17 protein-coding genes and 2 tRNA genes are annotated in these 21,578 nt (G+C 36.5%); all 19 read left to right on the plus strand.

The annotated features are described in order from the left end of the window. The first annotated feature begins 54 nt into the window (after positions 1–54). The 19 genes from mfd (at position 55) to pabB (ending at position 21,573) form a co-directional block, all read left to right on the plus strand. Positions 55–3,585, plus strand: a complete 3,531-nt coding sequence (gene mfd / locus MKY00_RS00300; RefSeq protein ID WP_000579716.1) for a transcription-repair coupling factor — start codon at positions 55–57, stop codon at positions 3,583–3,585. 136 nt (positions 3,586–3,721) lie between these two features. Further along, positions 3,722–4,258: a stage V sporulation protein T gene (gene spoVT, locus MKY00_RS00305; protein WP_000648302.1), complete on the plus strand. Its 537-nt coding sequence runs from the start codon at positions 3,722–3,724 to the stop codon at positions 4,256–4,258. A 230-nt stretch (positions 4,259–4,488) separates the two neighbouring features. Then, positions 4,489–6,090: a putative polysaccharide biosynthesis protein gene (locus MKY00_RS00310; protein WP_000444152.1), complete on the plus strand. Its 1,602-nt coding sequence runs from the start codon at positions 4,489–4,491 to the stop codon at positions 6,088–6,090. Positions 6,091–6,102: 12 nt separating this feature from the next. Continuing rightward, entirely contained in the window at positions 6,103–7,563 is a 1,461-nt protein-coding gene (mazG, locus tag MKY00_RS00315; protein WP_000014256.1) for a nucleoside triphosphate pyrophosphohydrolase, read from the plus strand. Between the two features lie 14 nt (positions 7,564–7,577). Next, a complete protein-coding gene (locus MKY00_RS00320; protein WP_001234876.1) occupies positions 7,578–7,853 on the plus strand; it encodes an RNA-binding S4 domain-containing protein in 276 nt (91 codons plus the stop codon). 58 nt (positions 7,854–7,911) lie between these two features. Then, positions 7,912–8,220, plus strand: coding sequence for a sporulation protein YabP (yabP, locus tag MKY00_RS00325; RefSeq protein ID WP_001059101.1), 309 nt, complete (start codon positions 7,912–7,914; stop codon positions 8,218–8,220). Further along, on the plus strand, positions 8,217–8,870 hold the full coding sequence (gene yabQ / locus MKY00_RS00330) for a spore cortex biosynthesis protein YabQ (RefSeq protein WP_000059762.1): 654 nt from the start codon (positions 8,217–8,219) through the stop codon (positions 8,868–8,870). Before yabP ends, yabQ begins: the two co-directional genes overlap by 4 nt. After that, positions 8,867–9,226: a cell division protein DivIC gene (divIC, locus tag MKY00_RS00335; RefSeq protein WP_001208736.1), complete on the plus strand. Its 360-nt coding sequence runs from the start codon at positions 8,867–8,869 to the stop codon at positions 9,224–9,226. Before yabQ ends, divIC begins: the two co-directional genes overlap by 4 nt. An 87-nt stretch (positions 9,227–9,313) precedes the next feature. Next, on the plus strand, positions 9,314–9,796 hold the full coding sequence (locus MKY00_RS00340) for a S1 domain-containing RNA-binding protein (protein WP_000021452.1): 483 nt from the start codon (positions 9,314–9,316) through the stop codon (positions 9,794–9,796). A 160-nt stretch (positions 9,797–9,956) separates the two neighbouring features. Further along, positions 9,957–10,030 (plus strand) — tRNA-Met (locus MKY00_RS00345). Between the two features lie 13 nt (positions 10,031–10,043). Next, positions 10,044–10,115: transfer RNA gene (locus MKY00_RS00350), tRNA-Glu, on the plus strand. Between the two features lie 259 nt (positions 10,116–10,374). Beyond that, positions 10,375–12,846 (plus strand): stage II sporulation protein E, encoded by a 2,472-nt coding sequence (gene spoIIE, locus MKY00_RS00355; RefSeq protein WP_001123528.1) that lies wholly within the window; start codon positions 10,375–10,377, stop codon positions 12,844–12,846. Between the two features lie 224 nt (positions 12,847–13,070). After that, positions 13,071–14,501 (plus strand): tRNA lysidine(34) synthetase TilS, encoded by a 1,431-nt coding sequence (gene tilS / locus MKY00_RS00360; RefSeq protein ID WP_000655455.1) that lies wholly within the window; start codon positions 13,071–13,073, stop codon positions 14,499–14,501. Further along, positions 14,498–15,040 (plus strand): hypoxanthine phosphoribosyltransferase, encoded by a 543-nt coding sequence (hpt, locus tag MKY00_RS00365; RefSeq protein ID WP_000981838.1) that lies wholly within the window; start codon positions 14,498–14,500, stop codon positions 15,038–15,040. The genes tilS and hpt overlap by 4 nt, the downstream gene beginning before the upstream one ends. A gap of 85 nt (positions 15,041–15,125) precedes the next feature. Then, on the plus strand, positions 15,126–17,027 hold the full coding sequence (ftsH, locus tag MKY00_RS00370) for an ATP-dependent zinc metalloprotease FtsH (protein WP_001079658.1): 1,902 nt from the start codon (positions 15,126–15,128) through the stop codon (positions 17,025–17,027). 227 nt (positions 17,028–17,254) lie between these two features. Further along, the gene (locus MKY00_RS00375; RefSeq protein WP_000578367.1) at positions 17,255–18,043 is read left to right on the plus strand and encodes a type III pantothenate kinase; all 789 of its coding nucleotides are present in this window, start codon (positions 17,255–17,257) and stop codon (positions 18,041–18,043) included. A gap of 6 nt (positions 18,044–18,049) precedes the next feature. Continuing rightward, the gene (gene hslO / locus MKY00_RS00380; protein ID WP_000656366.1) at positions 18,050–18,925 is read left to right on the plus strand and encodes a redox-regulated molecular chaperone HslO; all 876 of its coding nucleotides are present in this window, start codon (positions 18,050–18,052) and stop codon (positions 18,923–18,925) included. A gap of 104 nt (positions 18,926–19,029) precedes the next feature. Further along, entirely contained in the window at positions 19,030–19,953 is a 924-nt protein-coding gene (gene cysK, locus MKY00_RS00385; RefSeq protein WP_001261701.1) for a cysteine synthase A, read from the plus strand. 222 nt (positions 19,954–20,175) lie between these two features. Next, complete coding sequence (gene pabB, locus MKY00_RS00390) at positions 20,176–21,573, plus strand: aminodeoxychorismate synthase component I (protein WP_016716241.1); 1,398 nt, start codon at positions 20,176–20,178, stop codon at positions 21,571–21,573. The last annotated feature ends 5 nt before the right edge of the window (positions 21,574–21,578 follow it).

The raw sequence follows: 21,578 nt of genomic DNA on the forward strand, positions 1-21,578 counted from the left end.
ATATTTGCATAAAATATAGTGGCTTGCTCTTTTATGTTGAGAGGGGTTTTGAAAATGATAGGTTTATTAGAGCAATTTTATAAAAATGAAGAGATCCAATCGGTCATTAATGGATTAGAAGATGGTTTAAAAGAGCAACTTGTATCAGGTATGGCAACCTCTTCTCGTTCGTTATTAATGGCGGCCTTATATAAAAAAACAAAAAAATCACAACTTATTGTGACGCATAATTTATATCAAGCACAAAAAGTACATGAAGATTTAGTGGCGTTACTTGGTGAAAAAGATGTATGGCTATATCCAGTAAATGAATTGATAGCATCAGAACTTGGTGTTGCAAGCCCAGAATTGAAGGCGCAACGTATTGAAGTGTTAAATCGCTTAGCTGCAGGAGAGCACGGGATTATTGTAGCACCAGTTGCAGGACTACGCAGATTTTTACCAATGAAAGAGTTGTGGAAGCAAAGGCAAATCGAAATCAGTCTAGGGCAAGAGATTGATTTAGATACATTTTTGCATACTTTACATCATATCGGCTATGAGCGTAAGTCTATGGTAGAAGCTCCTGGAGAATTTAGTTTGCGTGGGGGAATATTAGATATATATCCACTAACTGAAGAGTTACCATTTCGTATTGAATTTTTCGATACAGAAGTCGATTCTATTCGATTATTTGATGTGGATGAACAGCGCTCTCAAGATAAAAAAGAAAGTGTTAGATTTGGTCCAGCAACAGAGTTTTTATTTTCGCAGGAAGAATTGAAATCAGGAATTAAGCATCTTGAAGAAGGTCTGACTAAGACGATGCAAAAACTTTCTGATGATAAGTTGAAGACTACAGTGCTTGAGACGGTAAGTCATGAAATTGAGATGTTAAAAAACGGGCAAAGTATAGAACAGATGTTTAAATATTTATCTATTTTCTATAACGAACCTGCTAGTCTGATAGATTATTTACCAGAAGATGGTGTTGTTATTTTAGATGAGATTTCACGTATTCAAGAAACAGCATCACATCTTGAAACGGAAGAGGCGGAATGGTATATATCCCTTCTCGGTGAGGGAACAATTATTCAAGATTTATCTTTCTCTCATTCGTTTGAAGAATTTCTTCATCATAAAAAAAGAAGTTTTGTATATTTAACGTTATTCTTACGTCATATAGCACATACACATCCGCAAAACATTGTGAATGTGACATGTAAAACAATGCAAGATTTCCATGGGCAGATGCAGTTGTTGAAAACTGAAATTGATAGATGGAACGAAGGGCATTTTACGACTGTTGTGTTAGGTACAGATGATGAACGTGTGAAAAAACTACAACATATTTTAAGTGATTATGATATTGAGGCAGATATTGTAGAAGGCACAGATATATTATTGCCTGGAAGGTTACAAATTGCTGTAGGTGATTTACATGCAGGATTTGAAATGCCGATGCAAAAGCTTGTTGTCATTACTGAAAAAGAGCTTTTTCATAAGAAAGTTAAAAAATCACAACGTAAGCAAAAGTTATCGAATGCTGAACGTATTAAAAGTTATTCGGAATTAAAAGTTGGGGATTATGTAGTTCATGTAAATCATGGTATAGGTAAATTCTTAGGTATTGAAACATTAGAGATTAACGGTGTTCATAAAGATTATTTGAATATTAAATATCAAGGTAATGATAAGTTATACGTTCCAATTGAACAAATTGACCAAGTGCAAAAATATGTAGGATCTGAGGGTAAGGATCCGAAAGTTTATAAACTGGGCGGAAATGATTGGAAGAAGGTCAAAACGAAAGTTGAAAAATCTGTACAAGACATTGCGGATGACCTAATTAAACTATATGCTGAGCGCGAAGCTTCAAAGGGTTATGCATATACACCGGATACGGCAGAACAACAAGAATTCGAGTCCTCTTTCCCGTATCAAGAGACAGAGGATCAATTACGTTCTATTGAAGAGATTAAAAAGGATATGGAACGCGGACGTCCGATGGATAGGCTTCTTTGTGGTGATGTAGGATATGGAAAGACGGAAGTAGCTATTCGTGCGGCGTTTAAAGCAATTATGGATGAAAAACAAGTTGCAATTTTAGTGCCGACAACGATCCTTGCACAACAACACTATGAAACAATTCGAGAGCGTTTTCAAGATTATCCAATCAATATAGGATTATTAAGTAGATTCCGTACGAGAAAGCAGCAAAATGAAACAATTAAAGGTTTAAAAGATGGCACAGTAGATATTGTAATCGGAACGCACCGTATTTTATCTAAAGATGTTACTTATAAAGATTTAGGTCTTCTTATTATTGATGAAGAACAAAGATTTGGTGTAACGCATAAAGAAAAAATTAAACAACTAAAAGCAAATGTTGACGTATTAACACTAACGGCAACTCCGATTCCGCGTACGCTCCATATGTCTATGCTTGGTGTGCGTGATTTATCTGTTATTGAGACGCCACCGGAAAATCGTTTCCCGGTTCAAACATATGTAGTAGAGTATAATCCAGCATTAATGCGAGAAGCGATAGAACGGGAGCTTGCAAGAGGTGGTCAAGTTTACTTCCTATATAATCGTGTAGAGGATATCGAACGAAAAGCAGATGAAATTTCGATGTTAGTTCCAGATGCGCGTGTAACTTATGCACATGGGAAAATGAACGAGAGTGAATTAGAGTCTGTTATGCTATCGTTTTTAGAAGGACAGCATGATGTTCTTGTAAGTACAACGATTATTGAGACGGGTGTAGATATTCCAAATGTAAATACATTAATTGTATTTGATGCAGATCGTATGGGATTATCGCAGTTGTATCAGCTTCGTGGGCGTGTTGGACGTTCTAATCGTGTTGCATATGCTTACTTTGCATACAAACGGGATAAAGTGTTATCGGAAGTTGCGGAGAAGCGCCTGCAAGCCATTAAGGAGTTCACAGAGCTTGGATCTGGTTTCAAAATTGCGATGCGAGATTTATCAATTCGTGGTGCTGGTAACTTGTTAGGAGCCGAACAACATGGATTTATTGATTCTGTCGGATTTGATTTATATTCTCAAATGTTAAAAGATGCAATTGAACAGCGTAGAGGAACAGACGGAGTTGAAAATACAGTTAATGTTGAAATTGATTTAGAAGTAGATGCATATTTACCGGATGCTTATATTTCTGATAGTAAACAAAAAATTATGATGTATAAACAGTTTAGAGGTGTTTCTGCAATTGAGGATATTGAAGAGTTGCAGGAAGAGATGATAGATAGATTTGGTGATTACCCGCAAGAAGTTGGTTACTTATTACAAATCGCAAATATTAAAGTATTAGCAATGAAAGAACAAATTGAATTAATTAAGCAAAATAAATTTGAAGTAACAATTCTGTTCTCAGAACAAGCGAGTCAAAACATTGATGGCGGAAAATTATTCATGCTTGGAAATAGTTTTGGACGAATGATCGGTCTAGGAATGGAAGGATCACAATTGAAAATCGTCATGAAAACAAATGGCTTAGAGACATCGAAGTGGTTAACAATTGCTGAAAATTTATTAAAAGGCTTGCCAGATGTAAAAAAAGAAGTCATAAATGCCTAATATTAGATAAAAAAATGCAATTCGACGTGCATAGAAGAACTAATGTGTAAAATACTATGTCTAACAGTTGGTGATTTTTACATGAACAGGTAAATTCACCACTTTGATCATCAGTAGAAAGTGAGGCAGCATTAGAATGAAAGCAACTGGAATCGTACGTCGAATTGATGATTTAGGTAGGGTAGTAATCCCGAAGGAAATTCGTAGAACTTTACGTATTCGAGAAGGGGACCCACTAGAAATATTTGTAGATCGCGATGGAGAAGTAATTTTAAAGAAATATTCTCCAATTAGCGAGCTAGGTGATTTTGCAAAAGAATATGCAGATGCTTTATATGATAGCTTAGGACATAATGTGCTTGTATGTGATCGAGATTCTATTATCGCAGTATCAGGTGTATCAAAAAAAGAATACTTAAATAAAAGCGTTGGCGATCTAATTGAAAAAACGATGGAAGAAAGAAAGTCTGTTATTATGACGGACGAAAGTGATATTTCCATTATTGATGGTGTAACAGAAAAGGTTCATTCTTATACAGTTGGGCCGATTGTTGCAAATGGAGACCCAATTGGGGCTGTCATTATTTTTTCAAAAGAAGCGATTATAAGCGAAATAGAGCACAAGGCGGTCAATACTGCTGCCAGTTTCTTAGCGAAACAAATGGAACAGTAAAGGTGTATGGTTTTAGAAGTAGCAATCTTTCCTAATTATGATATTTCTTCTTGAGAAATCAATTATTTGGAGATATATGTATATTGAATGAAGGTAGCGCTTTGCTACCTTTTTTCATTGAATATTTCTAGCGTTGCACGAACGTATTCTTACTTGTGTAGGTAAGGAAGCTTGTCCTTTTCTTTATGATATAATACGAGGGGTGAGAATAGAAAAAGGAGTTTTCTTGCATGGAATCGAAGAAGTATCAAGCCTTTTGGCGTGGGGCTATTATATTAACAATCGCAAGTTTTGTTACAAAGGTATTAAGCGCCTTTTACCGTATTCCATATCAAAATATAGCGGGTGACGTTGGTTTTTATATTTACCAACAAATTTATCCATTTTATGGATTTTGTTTAATTTTAGCTACTTATGGGTTCCCTATTATAATTTCAAAAATGGTTGCGGAACGATTAGAGCGAGGGAAAAAACAAGAAGCAGAGGAAATTATTTGTGTATCTTTTTGGTTTTTATTAGGTATTGGTTTCATAGGATTTTTTACATTGTTCTTTGGTGCCGAAGCAATTGCGATAGCTATGGGCGATATACACTTAGATAAGCTATTACGCGTTATTTCCTTTTCATTCATATTGATGCCGTTTTTATCTGTAGCAAGAGGATATTTCCAGGGATTCAATAATATGATGCCAACAGCTGTTTCGCAAGTGATAGAACAAACGATTCGTGTTTCTATTATTGTATTTTTATCTCTATTCCTAATTGCTCACGAATTTGATTTATATACAGTTGGTGCAGGTGCTATGCTCGGTTCAATCGCAGGTGGATTGATTGGGATTATCGTACTTATACTTTATATGCGTCATGACTTTCGTTCTATATTCTTCAAAAGTGTAAAGAGGATTAAAGGGAAAAAGAAGATTATAAAAATCCTGTTTTGGCAGGGGTTAGCGATTTGTGTTAGTAACTTAGTGCTTATTTTTATACAAATGGCTGATTCTATTTCTTTCTATTCTCTACTTATTGGAGCGGGAGAGCCAGCTGAAAGTGCAAAGGTGTTAAAAGGTGTTTATGACAGAAGTATCCCGCTTATGCAATTAGGTACTGTCGTGACAACTTCCTTCTCGTTGTCGCTTATTCCAATTATTACAGCAGCGAAGGAAAGAGGAGATCTTACCTTTATTCGAGAAAAGGTAAGGTTAGCGATGAAAATAACATTTGTTATCGGGTTTGCAGCAGCCATTGGATTAACTTGTATTATCCAACCTACGAATATTATGTTGTTTGAAAATAGTGATGGGTCAGATGTTTTATCTATTTTATCTTTATCTATTCTATTTAGTTCATTGTCGATTACAACTGCTTCTATTTTGCAAGGGTTAGGACAAACATTAAAACCAGCAATATTCGTTATATTTGGCGGTTGTTTAAAGTTAGCTTTAAATTATATATTAATGCCATATTTTAGTGTGAAGGGAGCTGCAATTGCGACGCTAGTTGCGTTAATTGTAATTTCTATACTAAATAGTGTATTACTTATGCGAGCTGTATCCGAATCGCTTATCGACAAACGGAATATGTTAGGTGTAGTTATTAGTGGTATCGGTATGGGATTTGTACTAATAATGTTTATGCGTGTATTGCAAATGTCTGGATTAGTGATGGATACAAGTCATAGAGGTGTTGCAACACTTGAGGCGTTGTTAGGTGTAGCCATCGGCGGATTGGCATATATGTTTTTCATTTTAAAATTACGTGTATTTACAAAAGCGGAAATAGGAACCGTTATGAAAAAAGAGAAAAAAGAAGGTTCATTGAAGAAGAGTGGATAGAGGTGGCAGGTTGTGAGTGGAATCATTACTATTTTAGGATTAGGTGCTGGTGAATTAGATCAGTTAACGATGGGTGTATATCGAAAAATAAAAGAAGCAGATCACATGTTTGTTAGAACGAAGGAACATCCCGTTATAGAAGAGTTGGAGAAAGAAGGTATACAATATACTGCCTTTGACAATGTATATGAAGCACATGATACATTTGAAATTGTATATGAAACAATTGCGAATACATTGTTAGAACAAGCTGAAGATACAGAAATCATCTATGCTGTTCCAGGGCATCCGCTTGTAGCGGAAAGAACGGTTCAGCTACTATTGGAAAAAAGTGAAGTAGCGAATGTTGAAGTGCGAATTGAAGGTGGGCAAAGTTTCCTTGATCCTATGTTTGCAAGTCTTAAGATTGATCCGATTGAAGGGTTCCAATTAATTGACGCCACATCATTTGAAAGAGGACAATTAGAATTACGTCAACACTTAATCTTTTGCCAAGTATATGACGCATTCGTTGCATCAGATGTGAAATTAACATTAATGGAGATGCTGCCAGATGATTATGAAGTGTATATCGTAACAGCTGCGGGGACTTCATTTGAGCAAGTGAAAAAGGTGCCGTTGTACATGTTAGATCATGAAACGGAGTTGAATAACTTAACGAGTGTATATGTACCACCAGTTCAGGAACGTGCGTCCTTATATCAACAGTTTGATGTACTTCGAGAAATTATTGCAGACCTTCGTGGTCCAAATGGTTGTCCGTGGGATAAAAAGCAAACACATCAATCTTTAAAGAAGTATTTAATTGAGGAAGCGTATGAAGTGTTAGAAGCAATTGATGAAGAGGATGATGATCACTTAGTAGAAGAACTGGGTGATGTATTATTACAAGTTATGCTTCATGCCCAAATCGGAGAGGACGAAGGTTGGTTCTCTATAGATGATATTATTCGAACTTTATCTGAGAAAATGGTTCGTCGTCATCCGCATGTATTTGGGAATACGGATGTAAATAATGCCGATGAAGTAATTGCCAATTGGGAAGAAATTAAAAAACAAGAAAAAGGGTTTGTAAAAGAATCTGTTTTAAATGGAGTTCCAAAAAGTTTGCCGCAGTTACTACGCGCTTATGAAATCCAGAAAAAAGCTGGTAAGGTTGGTTTCGATTGGGTGGATGTACAGCCGATGATAGAGAAAGCCTTAGAAGAATGGCAAGAGTTCCAACAAGAAGTCGCAAACATGGATGAGGCGAAGATGTTAAGTGAATTTGGCGATTTACTATTTGCGTTTGTTAATATAGCTCGTCATTATAAAATAGATCCAGAAGAAGCGTTACGTTCAACAAATGAGAAATTCGTCAGTCGTTTTTTATACATGGAAGCAAAGGTAGCTGAAATGAATAAAGAGATGCAAGATTTATCATTAGAGCAGTTAGATGTTTTCTGGGAAGAGGCAAAACAAACAGAGCGTTAATAGGGGGATTTAATATGCGTCTAGATAAGTTTTTAAAAGTATCACGTTTAATTAAAAGAAGAACATTGGCGAAAGAAGTAGCTGATCAAGGAAGAATATCCATTAACGGTCAAGTGGCAAAAGCGAGTTCGGATGTGAAAGTAGCTGATGAATTAACAATTCGTTTTGGTCAAAAAATAGTAACTGTAAAAATAAATGAATTGAAAGAAACGACTAAAAAAGAAGATGCAGCAAATATGTATAGCTTAGTTCGTGAAGAAAAAGTAAAGGCCGAAGAAGGCTTGTTCTAAAATCGATTATCCCTTCATACATTACTATTAGCTAGTATAAATGTATGGGGGGATTTACGTGAATAATGGTTACTCACCTATGTCTTCTAATCAACAAAATGTTTCTGTAGAGCATGATATTATTATGCGTGGCAGACGTGTAATTGATATTACCGGTGTAAAGCAGGTAGAGAGTTTTGATAGCGAAGAGTTTTTACTTGAGACTGTAATGGGCTTTTTAACAATTCGTGGTCAAAATTTGCAAATGAAAAATTTAGATGTAGAAAAAGGTGTTGTATCGATTAAAGGGAAAGTTCATGAGATGCTGTATATTGATGAGAATCAAGGGGAGAAAACTAAAGGCTTCTTTAGTAAGTTGTTTAAATGAGTCTAACAATTCAGTTGTATACGATGCTCTCAATGATCGGAATGGGTGCTTGGATTGGAGCGTCTTTAGATACATACCAACGATTTTTAAAACGTCAAGAACGTAAGCGTTGGATTGTATTTATACATGATATACTATTTTGGATTGTCCAAGCATTATTCGTTTTTTACGTATTGCTTCTTGTAAATGAAGCTGAACTACGTATATATGTATTTTTAGCATTATTATGTGGTTTTGCGGCATATCAAAGCATGTTGAAAGCAATATACATGAGACTGTTAAATTTTCTCATCTATATTTTTGTGCAAACAACACACTTTTTTGTTCAAATTATACAGCTACTCATGATAAAACCTGTTATTATTATAGCGCAGCTATTTATTGCATTTATATTATTCTTATTTCGTATACTGCTTTCAATTGGACATGTGTTATGGAAAATGGTGATTTGGATATTACTTTTCATATGGAAAGTTTTTTTCTGGCCTGTTCGATTTATTGCTTCGCTCATATGGAAACTTCTCCCTAATCGTGTTAAACTTTTTATAATGAAGCATGTAGGGTTCCTGCAATATATAGCAAAATTGAAGGGACATATCTTCCAATTATGGGAGCGTATAAAAAAGAAGTTAGGGGGACCTCGGAAATGAGGGAACTGAGACAAAGAACAATCGAAAAACAGAGTCCAAATCCTGTTAAAGAGCATATAATACAAACGGATGAGAACAGGAAGCGACTTTATCGCCGTTTAGCGGTTTTTCTTGTCTTTGCTTTTACAATTATTGCGAGTATTAGTGTAACGTTTTATCAACAAAACAGTTCCATTAAAGCAAAAGAAGCAAAAGTTAAGGACATGAAAAAAGAACTGGATTCATTAACGAACAAAGAAAAGAGTCTAAAAGACGAAGTTCAAAAGTTAAATGATGAAGAGTACGTATTAAAGATTGCTAGAAGGGATTATTTCTTCTCTGGAAAAGGGGAGATAATTTTTCCTGTTTCTAAGTAGAGTATGTCTTATTGACACTATATTTTAGGATTATATATAATAAAGTAAAATTTGACTTTTTAACCACTAAGGAGGAGCATTTTTTTTATGTCAATCGAGGTAGGCAGCAAGTTACAGGGTAAAGTAACAGGTATTACAAATTTTGGGGCTTTTGTGGAGCTGCCAGAAGGCTTAACGGGTCTTGTTCATATTAGTGAAGTTGCTGATAATTATGTGAAAGATATTAACGATCACTTAAAAGTGGGCGACCAAGTAGAAGTAAAAGTTATTAACGTTGAAAAAGATGGTAAGATCGGTCTATCTATTAAAAAAGCGAAAGAGCGTGAAAAAACAGAAGGAGATCGTCCACGTGGTGAATACCAACGCGGTGGTGATCAACAACGTTCTGGACGTCCACAACGTAATCGTTCTTTCAACAGAGATAACCGTGGTGGCGGTAACGACCGCGCTCCAAAAGAAACATTCGAGCAAAAGATGGCACGTTTCTTAAAGGACAGTGAAGATCGTTTAACTTCTTTAAAGCGTAACACTGAATCTAAACGTGGTGGCCGTGGCGCACGTCGCGGATAATAAGAACGTTTAATTCTTAGAATATAGAGAGGTGCCCAGGGCGATTGCTCAGGGTGCTTTTTTATATGTGAAAATATATTTTTAAAAAAGTTTTCAAGATGTGTTGACTTTAAATTATATCTGAGGTAAGATAATAATTGTCCGTTAAATAAGACGACATGGCGGTGTAGCTCAGCTGGCTAGAGCGTACGGTTCATACCCGTGAGGTCGGGGGTTCGATCCCCTCCGCCGCTATATTTAATTTAACGGCCCGTTGGTCAAGTGGTTAAGACACCGCCCTTTCACGGCGGTAACACGGGTTCGAATCCCGTACGGGTCATCTAAAAAGATCATGCAAATGCGCATGATCTTTTTTTGTTAAATAAATTAAGACATACAACACTTCTACAAAATCACCCTATATTTTCTGAATGTTCGATTAAAATATTAAAAATAAAATACATACTGTGTATATATGTAGAGTTATTTCGAATAAAAAGTCGAACGATTATAAAAGTGAAAACTGTTGTTTTGACAAAAATCCCAATAATCATCTTTTATAATGACAGTAATTAAACTATGCAGGTGGTGTTAAAAATATGCCTAAAGCAGGAAGGAATACTATGAATACAAGTGCATTGGCAATGAATGAAGGTCAGCTTGGAGGAGTAAAGTGGACGAGTAAGTTGCGAATGAAGTTTGAGCAAGTTTTCTTTAGATGGGGATTTATTATTGTTGTTATTGGTTTTCTTTTGGGACGAGCATATATATTAACAAACATTTTACCGTTTGCACTGCCGTTTTTTGCAGCTGTTTATGTTATGAAGCGGGATAAAATGCCGCTCGCGTTCTTGGCTCTAATGGGGGGCGCACTTTCAGTTTCGATAGATAATTTATTCTTTACCTTTGCATCTATTTTTACTTTCTTCATTTATAATATCTTCTTTAGTCGGTTTACACGTAAAACTGTTGGACTTGTACCATTCCAAGTATTTATCTCCGCATTAACTGCACATTTAGTTGTCGTATATTTTGCACAACAAACTGTTACCATGTACGATTTACTCGTTAGTACGATTGAGGCAGGGCTTAGCTTCGTATTAACTATGATATTTTTACAAAGTGTCCCGCTTTTAGTAGAAAGAAAAGGGAAACAACAAGCGTTAGAGACAGAAGAAATTGTTTGTTTAATTATATTACTAGCATCTGTTTTAACTGGTACAACAGATTGGTTCATATATGACGCTTCTATTCAACATATTTTTACTAGGTATTTAGTGCTTGTGTTTGCGTTTATCGCAGGAGCGGCTACAGGATCTACAGTAGGGGTCGTCACTGGGTTAATATTAAGCTTAGCAAATGTCTCTAGTTTGTCCCAACTTAGTCTGCTTGCTTTTTCTGGATTGCTTGGTGGTTTGTTAAAAGAAGGGAAACGCTTAGGTGTTAGTTTAGGTTTATTAATTGGGACAAGCTTGATTACGCTATATGTAGACAAGCAAACAAACATTGTGACAACTTTAATTGAATCTGGTGTGGCGATTGCTTTCTTTTTATTAACACCGAAACTTGTTATGGATCGTATTGCTAAATTTATGCCAGGTACACAGGAGCATTCGCAAGATCAACAACAGTATTTAAGAAGGATGCGTGATGTTACAGCGAATAAAATCAATCAATTTGCCAATGTATTTGCTGCTTTATCTAATAGCTTTTCTGTATATGGATATGTGGAGGAGGAAGATAAAGAGACGGAGGCAGATTTGTTTTTAAGTACAATTACTGCAAAAACATGTCAAACATGTTTTAAAAAGGACCAATGCTGGGTAGTTAATTTCGATAAAACGTACGATTATATGAAACAAATAATGAGCGAAACAGAAGAAGGAACTCTGCAGCATAATCGGAAGTTAGTTCGTGAATGGGACAAGCATTGTGTGAGAGGAAAGAAAGTGACGGATTTAGTAGCAGGTGAATTAGATCACTTCTATGAGGGACAAAAATTACGAAAACAAATGAAAGAAAATCGTAGAATAGTAGCAGAGCAATTGTTAGGTGTATCAAAAGTTATGGAGGATTTTGCCAAGGAGATACAAAGGGAAAGAGAAAATCATCAAGTACAGGAAGAGCAGATTCTGCAAGCATTTCGTGATTTTGGTGTAGAAATAGAGCATGTTGATATTTATTGTTTAGATAGAGGAAGTATTGATATTGAAATGTTGATTCCAGTTGCATCTAATGAACATGGAGAGTGTGAAAAATTAGTTGCACCAATGCTTTCTGATATCCTGAAGGAAAACATAGTTGTGAAACATGAAGAAAAATCTTCTTATCCGAACGGCCACAGTTTAATATCATTTGGTTCAGCAAAAACGTATTCCCTTGATACCGGCTTGGCCACAGCCGCGAAAGGCGGTGGGTTTGTTTCGGGTGATTCTTATGCAATGATGGATTTAAGTGTTGGGAAATATGCCCTTGCAATTAGTGATGGCATGGGAAATGGGCAAAGAGCTCATATGGAGAGTAAAGAAACAGTGAAATTATTACAAAAAATACTTCAGTCAGGCATTGATGAGGAGATAGCGATTAAATCTATTAACTCTATTCTTTCTTTAAGAACAACAGAAGAGATGTTTACGACATTAGACTTAGCTATGGTAGATTTGCGGGATGCGAGTGCGAAGTTTTTAAAGATTGGATCGACGCCGAGTTTTGTTAAACGCGCAAATAATATTTTGAAAATTGAAGCAAGTAATTTACCAATGGGAATTATTGAGGATGTTGAAGTTGATGTAGTGGGTGAGCAATTAAAAACAGGTGATATTCTTATTATGATGAGTGATGGGATTTTTGAGGGCGCGCAGCATGTGGAGAATCATGAATTATGGATGAAGCGGAAAATTAAAGAATTACAAACTGAAGATCCGCAAGAAATTGCTGATATCATTATGGAAGAGGTGATTCGATCTGGCGATGGTTATATAAATGATGATATGACTATTGTAGTAGCGAAAGTGAAGAAAAATATGCCGAAGTGGGCTACCATTCCAATTGTAGGAATGCAAGCGCAATAAAGTGAAACTTGAAATATGATGTTTCTTTCTAAAAACCTAGGTGGATGCCTAGGTTTTTTGCTTTAAAAGATAATATTATTATTTTTGTGAATATGTACGAATGATGTAAGATAAAAATGTAATTTTTGTATATCTTTTTTTTGCACAATGTTTGTAAAAGTTGTACCATTATAAACAAGGTAACTAACGTTGCTGTTCTTGTTTAATGAAAGGTGATTACGAAGTTGAAAGATACATTTGTTGAAAAGGTAGATGACTTTGTAAAGCAGCATGATGTATTAAAGGAACGCTCAACAATTGTTGTGGGTGTTTCTGGTGGTCCTGACTCTGTGGCTCTTCTATATTATTTGTTAGAAAAAAGAGCAGCAAAACAGTTTGAGATTGTAGTGGCGCATGTGGATCATATGTTTCGAGGTGATGAATCTCATGAGGACCTACAGTTTGTGCAAGACCTTTGTAAAGAGCTAGGAGTTATTTGCGAAACGATAAGGATTAATGTGTCGCAATATCAACAGCAATACGGGATGAATGCACAAGTTGCTGCTAGAGAATGCAGATATGCATTTTTGGAAAGAATAATGAAGAAATATGATGCGAGGTATGTAGCTCTTGGACATCATGGTGATGATCAAGTAGAGACAATTTTAATGCGCCTTGTACGAGGGAGTACTCCGAAAGGATATGCAGGCATTGCAGTGAAGCGTCCTTTTCATAATGGGTATTTAATTAGGCCGTTACTTGGAGTAACGAAGGAAGAGATTGTTGATTACTGTCATAAGTTAAAAATAATTCCTCGTATAGATCCAAGTAATAAAAAGGAAGTATATACAAGGAATCGATTACGTAAATATGTTCTTCCTCATTTGAAAGAAGAAAATCCACAAGTGCATGAGAAATTCCAAAAATTTAGCATGCAGATGCAAGAGGATGAGGCGTATTTGCAGGAATTAGCTTTTGAGAAAATGAATAAAGTAATTACAAAAAAAAGTGATAAACAAATTAGCTTATCAATTCCTGCCTTTGAATCCATGTCTATGCCTTTACAAAGAAGAGGGATTCAACTAATATTAAACTATCTTTATGAATATAAGATTCCATCTTCTCTTTCCTCTATACATATTGACAAAGTGATTGAGTTTTTTAAGCGGACACAACCTTCGGGTTCACTTGATTTCCCAGGTGATTTAAAAATTGTTCGCGCATACGAGGAGTGCAGCTTTGGATTTAAACAAGAAATTGTTTCCCCTTTTTTACAAGATTTATCAGTGCCCGGGACAATTACGCTATCGAACGGGGATAAGCTTGTAACAGAGGTGAGCGAAGATATACCAAGTAACATGAATGAAACAGTTTTTGTTGCTAAGTATAATGATATATCATATCCACTTCGTGTTCGTTCTAGAGAAAATGGAGATCGCATGTCAATACAAGGTATGAATGGCACCAAAAAGATAAAAGCTATTTTTATCGAAGCGAAAGTACCAAGAGAAAAAAGAGAAGAATGGCCGGTCGTTTGTGATGCAAGAGGGAATGTTATTTGGTTACCCTTGTTGAAGCGATCTGCATTTGCTATCTCGAAAGAGACAGCAAAGAAGGATAAATATATGATTATTCACTACAAAAGCAAGGAGTCTTCCGGGAGGATAATGAAATGATGAATCAAGATATCGAAAAAGTATTAATTTCTGAAGAGCAAATACAAGAAAAGGTGCTCGAATTAGGCGCGATTATTGCAGAGGATTATAAAAACACAGTACCTCTTGCGATTGGTGTACTAAAGGGTGCAATGCCATTCATGGCAGATTTATTAAAGAGAACAGATACATATCTTGAAATGGATTTTATGGCTGTATCTAGTTACGGTCACTCAACTGTTTCAACAGGCGAAGTGAAAATTTTAAAAGACCTTGATACTTCTGTAGAAGGTCGCGATATTTTAATCGTTGAAGATATTATTGATAGTGGTCTTACGCTAAGCTACTTAGTAGACCTATTTAAATATCGTAAAGCGAAGTCTGTAAAAATTGTTACGTTATTAGATAAACCAACAGGCCGTAAGGTAGATTTGAAAGCGGATTATGTTGGATTTACTGTACCGCATGAATTTGTTGTAGGGTATGGATTAGATTATAAAGAGCAGTACCGTAATCTTCCTTATGTAGGAGTACTAAAACCAAGCGTTTACTCAAATTAATTAAATACAGGCGTCACAATTGTATAGGAAAGTTTTTCTATGTTACGATTTACTATAGTGTTTATGCCGTGAGAGGAGGTTAGGAATGAATCGTATCTTCCGTAATACCATCTTTTATTTACTGATATTCCTAGTAGTAATTGGAATCGTGAGCTATTTTAATGGTTCGACACAAAAAACGACATCAGTTAGCTACGATAAATTCATTACTAAACTAGAAAAAGGTGAAGTTCGTAATGTGCAACTTCAACCGAAAAATGGTGTGTTTGAGGTAAAAGGACAATTTAACAACTCTAGCCAAGGAGAACAATTTGTTACTTACGCACCAAATACTGAGGAATTACAAAAGAAAATTAATGACAAAGCGCAAGGTGCTGAAGTTAAGTATCAACCAGCAGAAGAAACAAGTGCTTGGGTAACATTCTTTACTTCTATCATTCCGTTTGTTATTATCTTCATTTTATTCTTCTTCTTGTTAAACCAAGCTCAGGGCGGCGGTAGCCGTGTTATGAACTTCGGGAAAAGTAAGGCGAAGTTATATAATGACGAAAAGAAAAAGGTTCGTTTCAGAGATGTTGCTGGGGCGGATGAAGAGAAACAAGAGCTTGTTGAGGTAGTTGAATTCTTGAAAGATCCTCGTAAGTTCGCTGAAGTTGGTGCCCGTATTCCGAAGGGTGTTCTATTAGTTGGACCTCCAGGTACAGGTAAAACTTTATTAGCACGTGCTGTTGCAGGTGAGGCAGGCGTTCCGTTCTTCTCTATCAGTGGTTCTGACTTCGTAGAGATGTTCGTCGGTGTCGGTGCATCACGTGTACGTGATTTATTCGAAAATGCAAAGAAAAATGCTCCTTGTATCATTTTCATTGATGAAATTGATGCAGTAGGACGTCAACGTGGTGCGGGTCTTGGTGGTGGCCATGATGAGCGCGAGCAAACGTTGAACCAATTACTTGTTGAAATGGATGGCTTCGGTGCAAACGAAGGTATTATTATCATCGCTGCGACAAACCGTCCTGATATTCTTGACCCAGCATTATTACGTCCAGGTCGTTTTGACCGTCAAATTACAGTAGATCGTCCAGATGTAAATGGCCGTGAAGCTGTACTGAAAGTACATGCTCGTAATAAACCGCTTGATGAGAATATCAACTTAAGAGCAATTGCAACTCGTACACCGGGATTCTCTGGTGCCGATCTTGAAAACTTATTAAACGAAGCTGCGTTAGTAGCTGCGCGTCAAGATAAGAAGAAAATTGATATGAGTGACATTGATGAAGCAACGGATCGTGTTATTGCAGGTCCGGCTAAGAAAAGTCGTGTTATCTCTGAAAAAGAACGTAATATCGTTGCTTTCCATGAAGCAGGCCATACTGTAATTGGTGTTGTTCTTGATGAAGCAGATGTCGTTCATAAAGTAACAATTGTCCCTCGTGGTCAAGCTGGTGGATATGCAGTAATGCTTCCGAAAGAAGATCGTTACTTCATGACAAAGCCAGAGTTACTTGATAAAATTACTGGTTTACTTGGTGGTCGAGTAGCCGAGGAGATTGTATTTGGTGAAGTGAGTACAGGTGCTCACAACGACTTCCAACGTGCGACTGGCATTGCAAGACGTATGGTAACGGAATTTGGTATGAGTGATAAGCTTGGACCAATGCAATTTGGTAGCTCACAAGGTGGTCAAGTGTTCTTAGGAAGAGACTTCCATTCAGAACAAAACTACAGTGATGCAATTGCACACGACATCGATGTGGAAATGCAAACGATTATGAAAGAATGTTATGCTCGTGCAAAAGACATTCTTACTGAAAATCGTGATAAGTTAGATCTTATTGCAAAAACGTTACTTGAAGTAGAAACGTTAGATGCTGAGCAAATCAATCATTTATGTGATTATGGCAGATTGCCAGAACGTCCAACATCTTCAGCTGATGTGAAAGTAAACATCAACATGAAGAAGGATGATGAAGAATCAGAAGATAAGTAAGAAATGAAGGAGTGACGGTGGTCACTCCTTTTTTTTTATTTGTGTAACGAAATGAAGTAGAAAAAGAATTTAAATAAATCTGGTATTAAAAATTGAAATAGGGAGTAATCTTTTTGTAAAATGATGAGGACAGAAAAGCTGATTATATAAGTATGTGTGATATGATGTTTTTATAAGTTTTATACATACTGCACAAATATAGATTAAATAAGATAAGTGGTGAGAATATGATTTTTGTATTGGATGTAGGGAACACAAATGCTGTACTGGGCGTGTTTGAAGAGGGGGAACTTCGTCAACATTGGCGCATGGAAACAGATCGTCATAAGACAGAAGATGAATATGGAATGCTTGTAAAACAATTGCTTGAGCATGAGGGTCTTTCGTTTGAAGATGTGAAAGGTATTATCGTGTCTTCAGTCGTACCACCAATTATGTTTGCTTTAGAGCGCATGTGTGAAAAGTATTTTAAAATTAAGCCGCTTGTAGTAGGCCCTGGAATAAAAACGGGGCTAAATATTAAATATGAAAATCCACGTGAAGTAGGTGCGGATCGAATCGTAAATGCAGTAGCAGGAATTCACTTATATGGAAGTCCGCTTATTATTGTCGATTTTGGTACGGCTACTACATATTGTTATATTAACGAAGAAAAGCATTATATGGGTGGCGTTATTACACCGGGAATTATGATTTCAGCAGAGGCTTTATATAGTAGAGCGGCAAAACTTCCTCGTATTGAAATTACAAAACCAAGCAGTGTTGTTGGGAAGAATACGGTAAGTGCGATGCAATCTGGTATTCTTTATGGTTATGTTGGACAAGTGGAAGGTATTGTTAAGCGCATGAAAGAGGAAGCTAAACAAGAACCAAAAGTTATTGCAACAGGTGGATTAGCGAAATTAATTTCAGAAGAATCGAATGTAATTGATGTTGTAGATCCATTCTTAACATTAAAAGGTTTGTATATGTTATATGAGCGTAATGCAAATTTACAGCATGAGAAAGGTGAATAAATAAATATGAAAGATTATTTAGTAAAAGCGTTAGCGTTTGATGGTGAAGTGCGTGCGTATAGTGTACGTACTACAAATACGGTAAGTGAGGCGCAAAGACGTCATGATACATGGAGAACAGCTTCAGCAGCACTTGGTCGTTCTTTAACTGCAGGTACAATGATGGGTGCAATGTTAAAAGGTGACCAAAAGCTAACGATTAAGGTAGAAGGTAATGGCCCGATTGGTCCGATCTTAGTAGATGCTCATGCAAATGGGGATGTGCGTGGTTATGTAACGAATCCACATGTTGACTTTGAAGGAACAGAACAAGGGAAATTACGTGTATATCAGGCGGTAGGTACTGAAGGATTTGTAACGGTAATTAAAGATATTGGTATGCGTGAGCCGTTTATTGGTCAATCTCCAATTGTTTCAGGAGAATTAGGAGAAGACTTCACGTATTATTTTGCAGTTTCTGAGCAGACGCCTTCTTCTGTAGGTGTTGGTGTCCTTGTAAATGGAGATGATAGCATATTAGCAGCGGGTGGATTTATTCTTCAAATTATGCCAGGTGCACAGGAAGAAACAATTTCATTCATTGAAGAGCGTTTACAGAAGATTCCTCCTGTATCAACATTGATCGAACAAGGGCTTTCTCCAGAAGAGTTACTGTATGCAGTCCTTGGAGAAGATAAGGTAAAAGTATTAGAAACGATGGATGTTCAATTTAATTGCACATGCTCTCGCGAACGTATCGAGAGTGTGTTAATTAGTTTAGGTAAAACGGAGTTAGAGCAAGTTCGTGAAGAAGAAGAAGAAACAGAAGTTCATTGTCATTTCTGTAATGAGCGATACAAGTTCTCTAAAGAAGATATTACAAATTTAATTGAGAATTTGTAATAAGGGAATTCGCCCTCTAAATACATTGACAAACAGGGAATTTTCTGACAAAATCTAAATATAGATAAAACCAATAAAAATACTCGGTGTTAGGAGTGACAGGAATGCGAGTGGCACAATCAGTTTCAGAATTAATCGGGAAAACGCCGATCGTTAAGTTGAACCGCATCGTAGAATCAGACAGCGCAGATATATACTTAAAATTAGAATTTATGAATCCAGGGAGCAGCGTTAAAGATCGTATCGCATTAGCTATGATTGAAGATGCTGAGAAAAAAGGATTATTAAAAGAAGGCGATACAATCATTGAACCGACAAGTGGTAACACGGGAATTGGTTTAGCGATGGTAGCGGCTGCTAAAGGATATAAGGCAATTTTAGTAATGCCAGAAACAATGAGTATTGAACGTCGTAATTTATTACGTGCTTACGGTGCGGAATTAGTATTGACTCCAGGGCCTGAAGGAATGGGTGGAGCAATTCGTAAAGCGACTGAATTAGCAAAAGAGAATGGTTACTTTATACCACAACAGTTCAAAAACCAATCGAATCCAGAAATTCACCGTTTAACAACAGGTCCAGAAATTGTTGAACAAATGGGCGACCAATTAGATGCGTTTATTGCAGGTATTGGTACGGGTGGAACGATTACTGGTGCTGGTGAAGTGCTGAAGGAAGCGTATAAAGATATTAAAATTTATGCAGTAGAACCTGCGGATTCACCAGTATTATCCGGTGGGAAACCAGGTCCACATAAAATCCAAGGAATTGGGGCTGGATTTATCCCAGAGACATTGGATGTAGAAGTATATGATGAAATTGTTCAAGTGAAAACGGAGCAAGCGTTTGAATATGCAAGAAGAGTGGCGAAAGAGGAAGGTATTCTAGTTGGTATCTCTTCTGGAGCAGTTATTTATGCAGCAACAGAAATTGCGAAAAAGTTAGGCAAAGGGAAAAAGGTACTTGTTATTATCCCAAGTAACGGTGAACGTTATTTAAGTACACCACTTTATCAATTTGAGTCTTAATTATATGTGATTGAAAAAGCATCCTTGAAAAAGGATGCTTTTTCTTTTTGGATTGGAAATAGGAAAAGAGTGAATGACTAGAAAACTTCATGTAAAATAAGAGGTAGTATAATTAATTTATTTTCACTAGCCCTCGAGTATAATCATTCTCCATATACATAACACATGTAGTTTGAAATGATTAATCTAAGAGGGTGGGATAAAAGAAGACGGGGTGTTGATATGCAACGAAGAAAATCTTTAGCGCTTTCTATTCCATATCAGTTAGATTTCTTTAAGCAATATAAATTTCTTTCTAAGGATAAACCGCAACATATTTTGTTAGAGAGTGGGCGTGGCGGTCGTTATAACATTGTGGGGTTAAACCCGGTAGCGGTAATCCGAGGGAAGGGTGAAACGTTACATATAAGTGAAAGTGGTAAGGAAACAATAAAGCAAGGAAACCCATTAGATTTAATGCAGGAATATATGGGGCGATGGAAAACGGATTATAATCCGGAATACCCGCCTTTTCAAGGTGGTGCAATTGGTTATTTTAGTTATGATTGCATCCGTTATATTGAAAAACTTCCTTCTCTTGCGGAGGATGATATTAATATACCTGATATATTCTTTTTATTATTTGATGATGTGTTTGTGTATGATCAAGAAGAAAAAGTATTATGGATTATTACACATTATGCAGATAAGCATGAAGAGGCAAAAGAACGATTAAATGAATGGAAGGTTCTTTGGACGACAGAAGCGCCAGAAGTGACTATGCCGTTTGCGTGCCCTGAAAAGAAAAGTGAAGCAGTTGCTTTTACTGAAGAAGGTTTTATGAAGGCAGTTGAATGTATTCAAGAATATATTGGTGCTGGTGATGTGTTCCAAGTGAACTTGTCAACAAGACAAGAAAGAACGTTACAAACACACCCATTAGAAATTTATACAAGTCTTCGCGAAATTAATCCATCTCCATATATGGGTTACTTGGAGCTTGGGGATTTTCAAATTGTTAGTGGATCGCCGGAGTTGCTAATTAAGAAACAAGGAACTGAAGTAAGTACAAGACCAATTGCTGGAACGAGATCTAGAGGGGCGAATGAGCAAGAGGATGAAGAGTTGGCAAGAGAATTAATTGAGAATGAAAAGGAACGAGCAGAGCATGTCATGCTTGTAGATTTAGAGCGAAATGATTTAGGGCGTGTTTGTAAATATGGAACTGTAGAAGTAGATGAATTTATGGTAATTGAGAAATACTCACACGTTATGCATATTGTTTCTAATGTGCGTGGTGAGGTGGAAGAAGATAAAGATGCTTTTGATTTAGTGAAGGCTGTATTCCCTGGGGGGACAATTACTGGTGCCCCGAAAATACGTACGATGGAAATTATTGAAGAACTAGAACCTGTTCGCCGAGGGATTTATACAGGTTCAATTGGTTGGATTGGTTATTCTGGAGATACAGAATTGAATATTGTGATTAGGACACTTCTTGCTAAAGATGGAAAAGCACATGTACAAGCGGGAGCGGGAATTGTAATTGATTCAAATCCGGAAAATGAATATAAAGAGTCGTTAAAAAAGGCGATTGCTTTATGGCGTGCAAAAGAACGTAGCGAAGAAACGGTTAGGTGAGAGAA

The sequence above is a fragment of the Bacillus sp. FSL R9-9834 genome (assembly GCF_038006905.1).
Classification (GTDB): Bacteria; Bacillota; Bacilli; order Bacillales; family Bacillaceae_G; genus Bacillus_A; species Bacillus_A pacificus.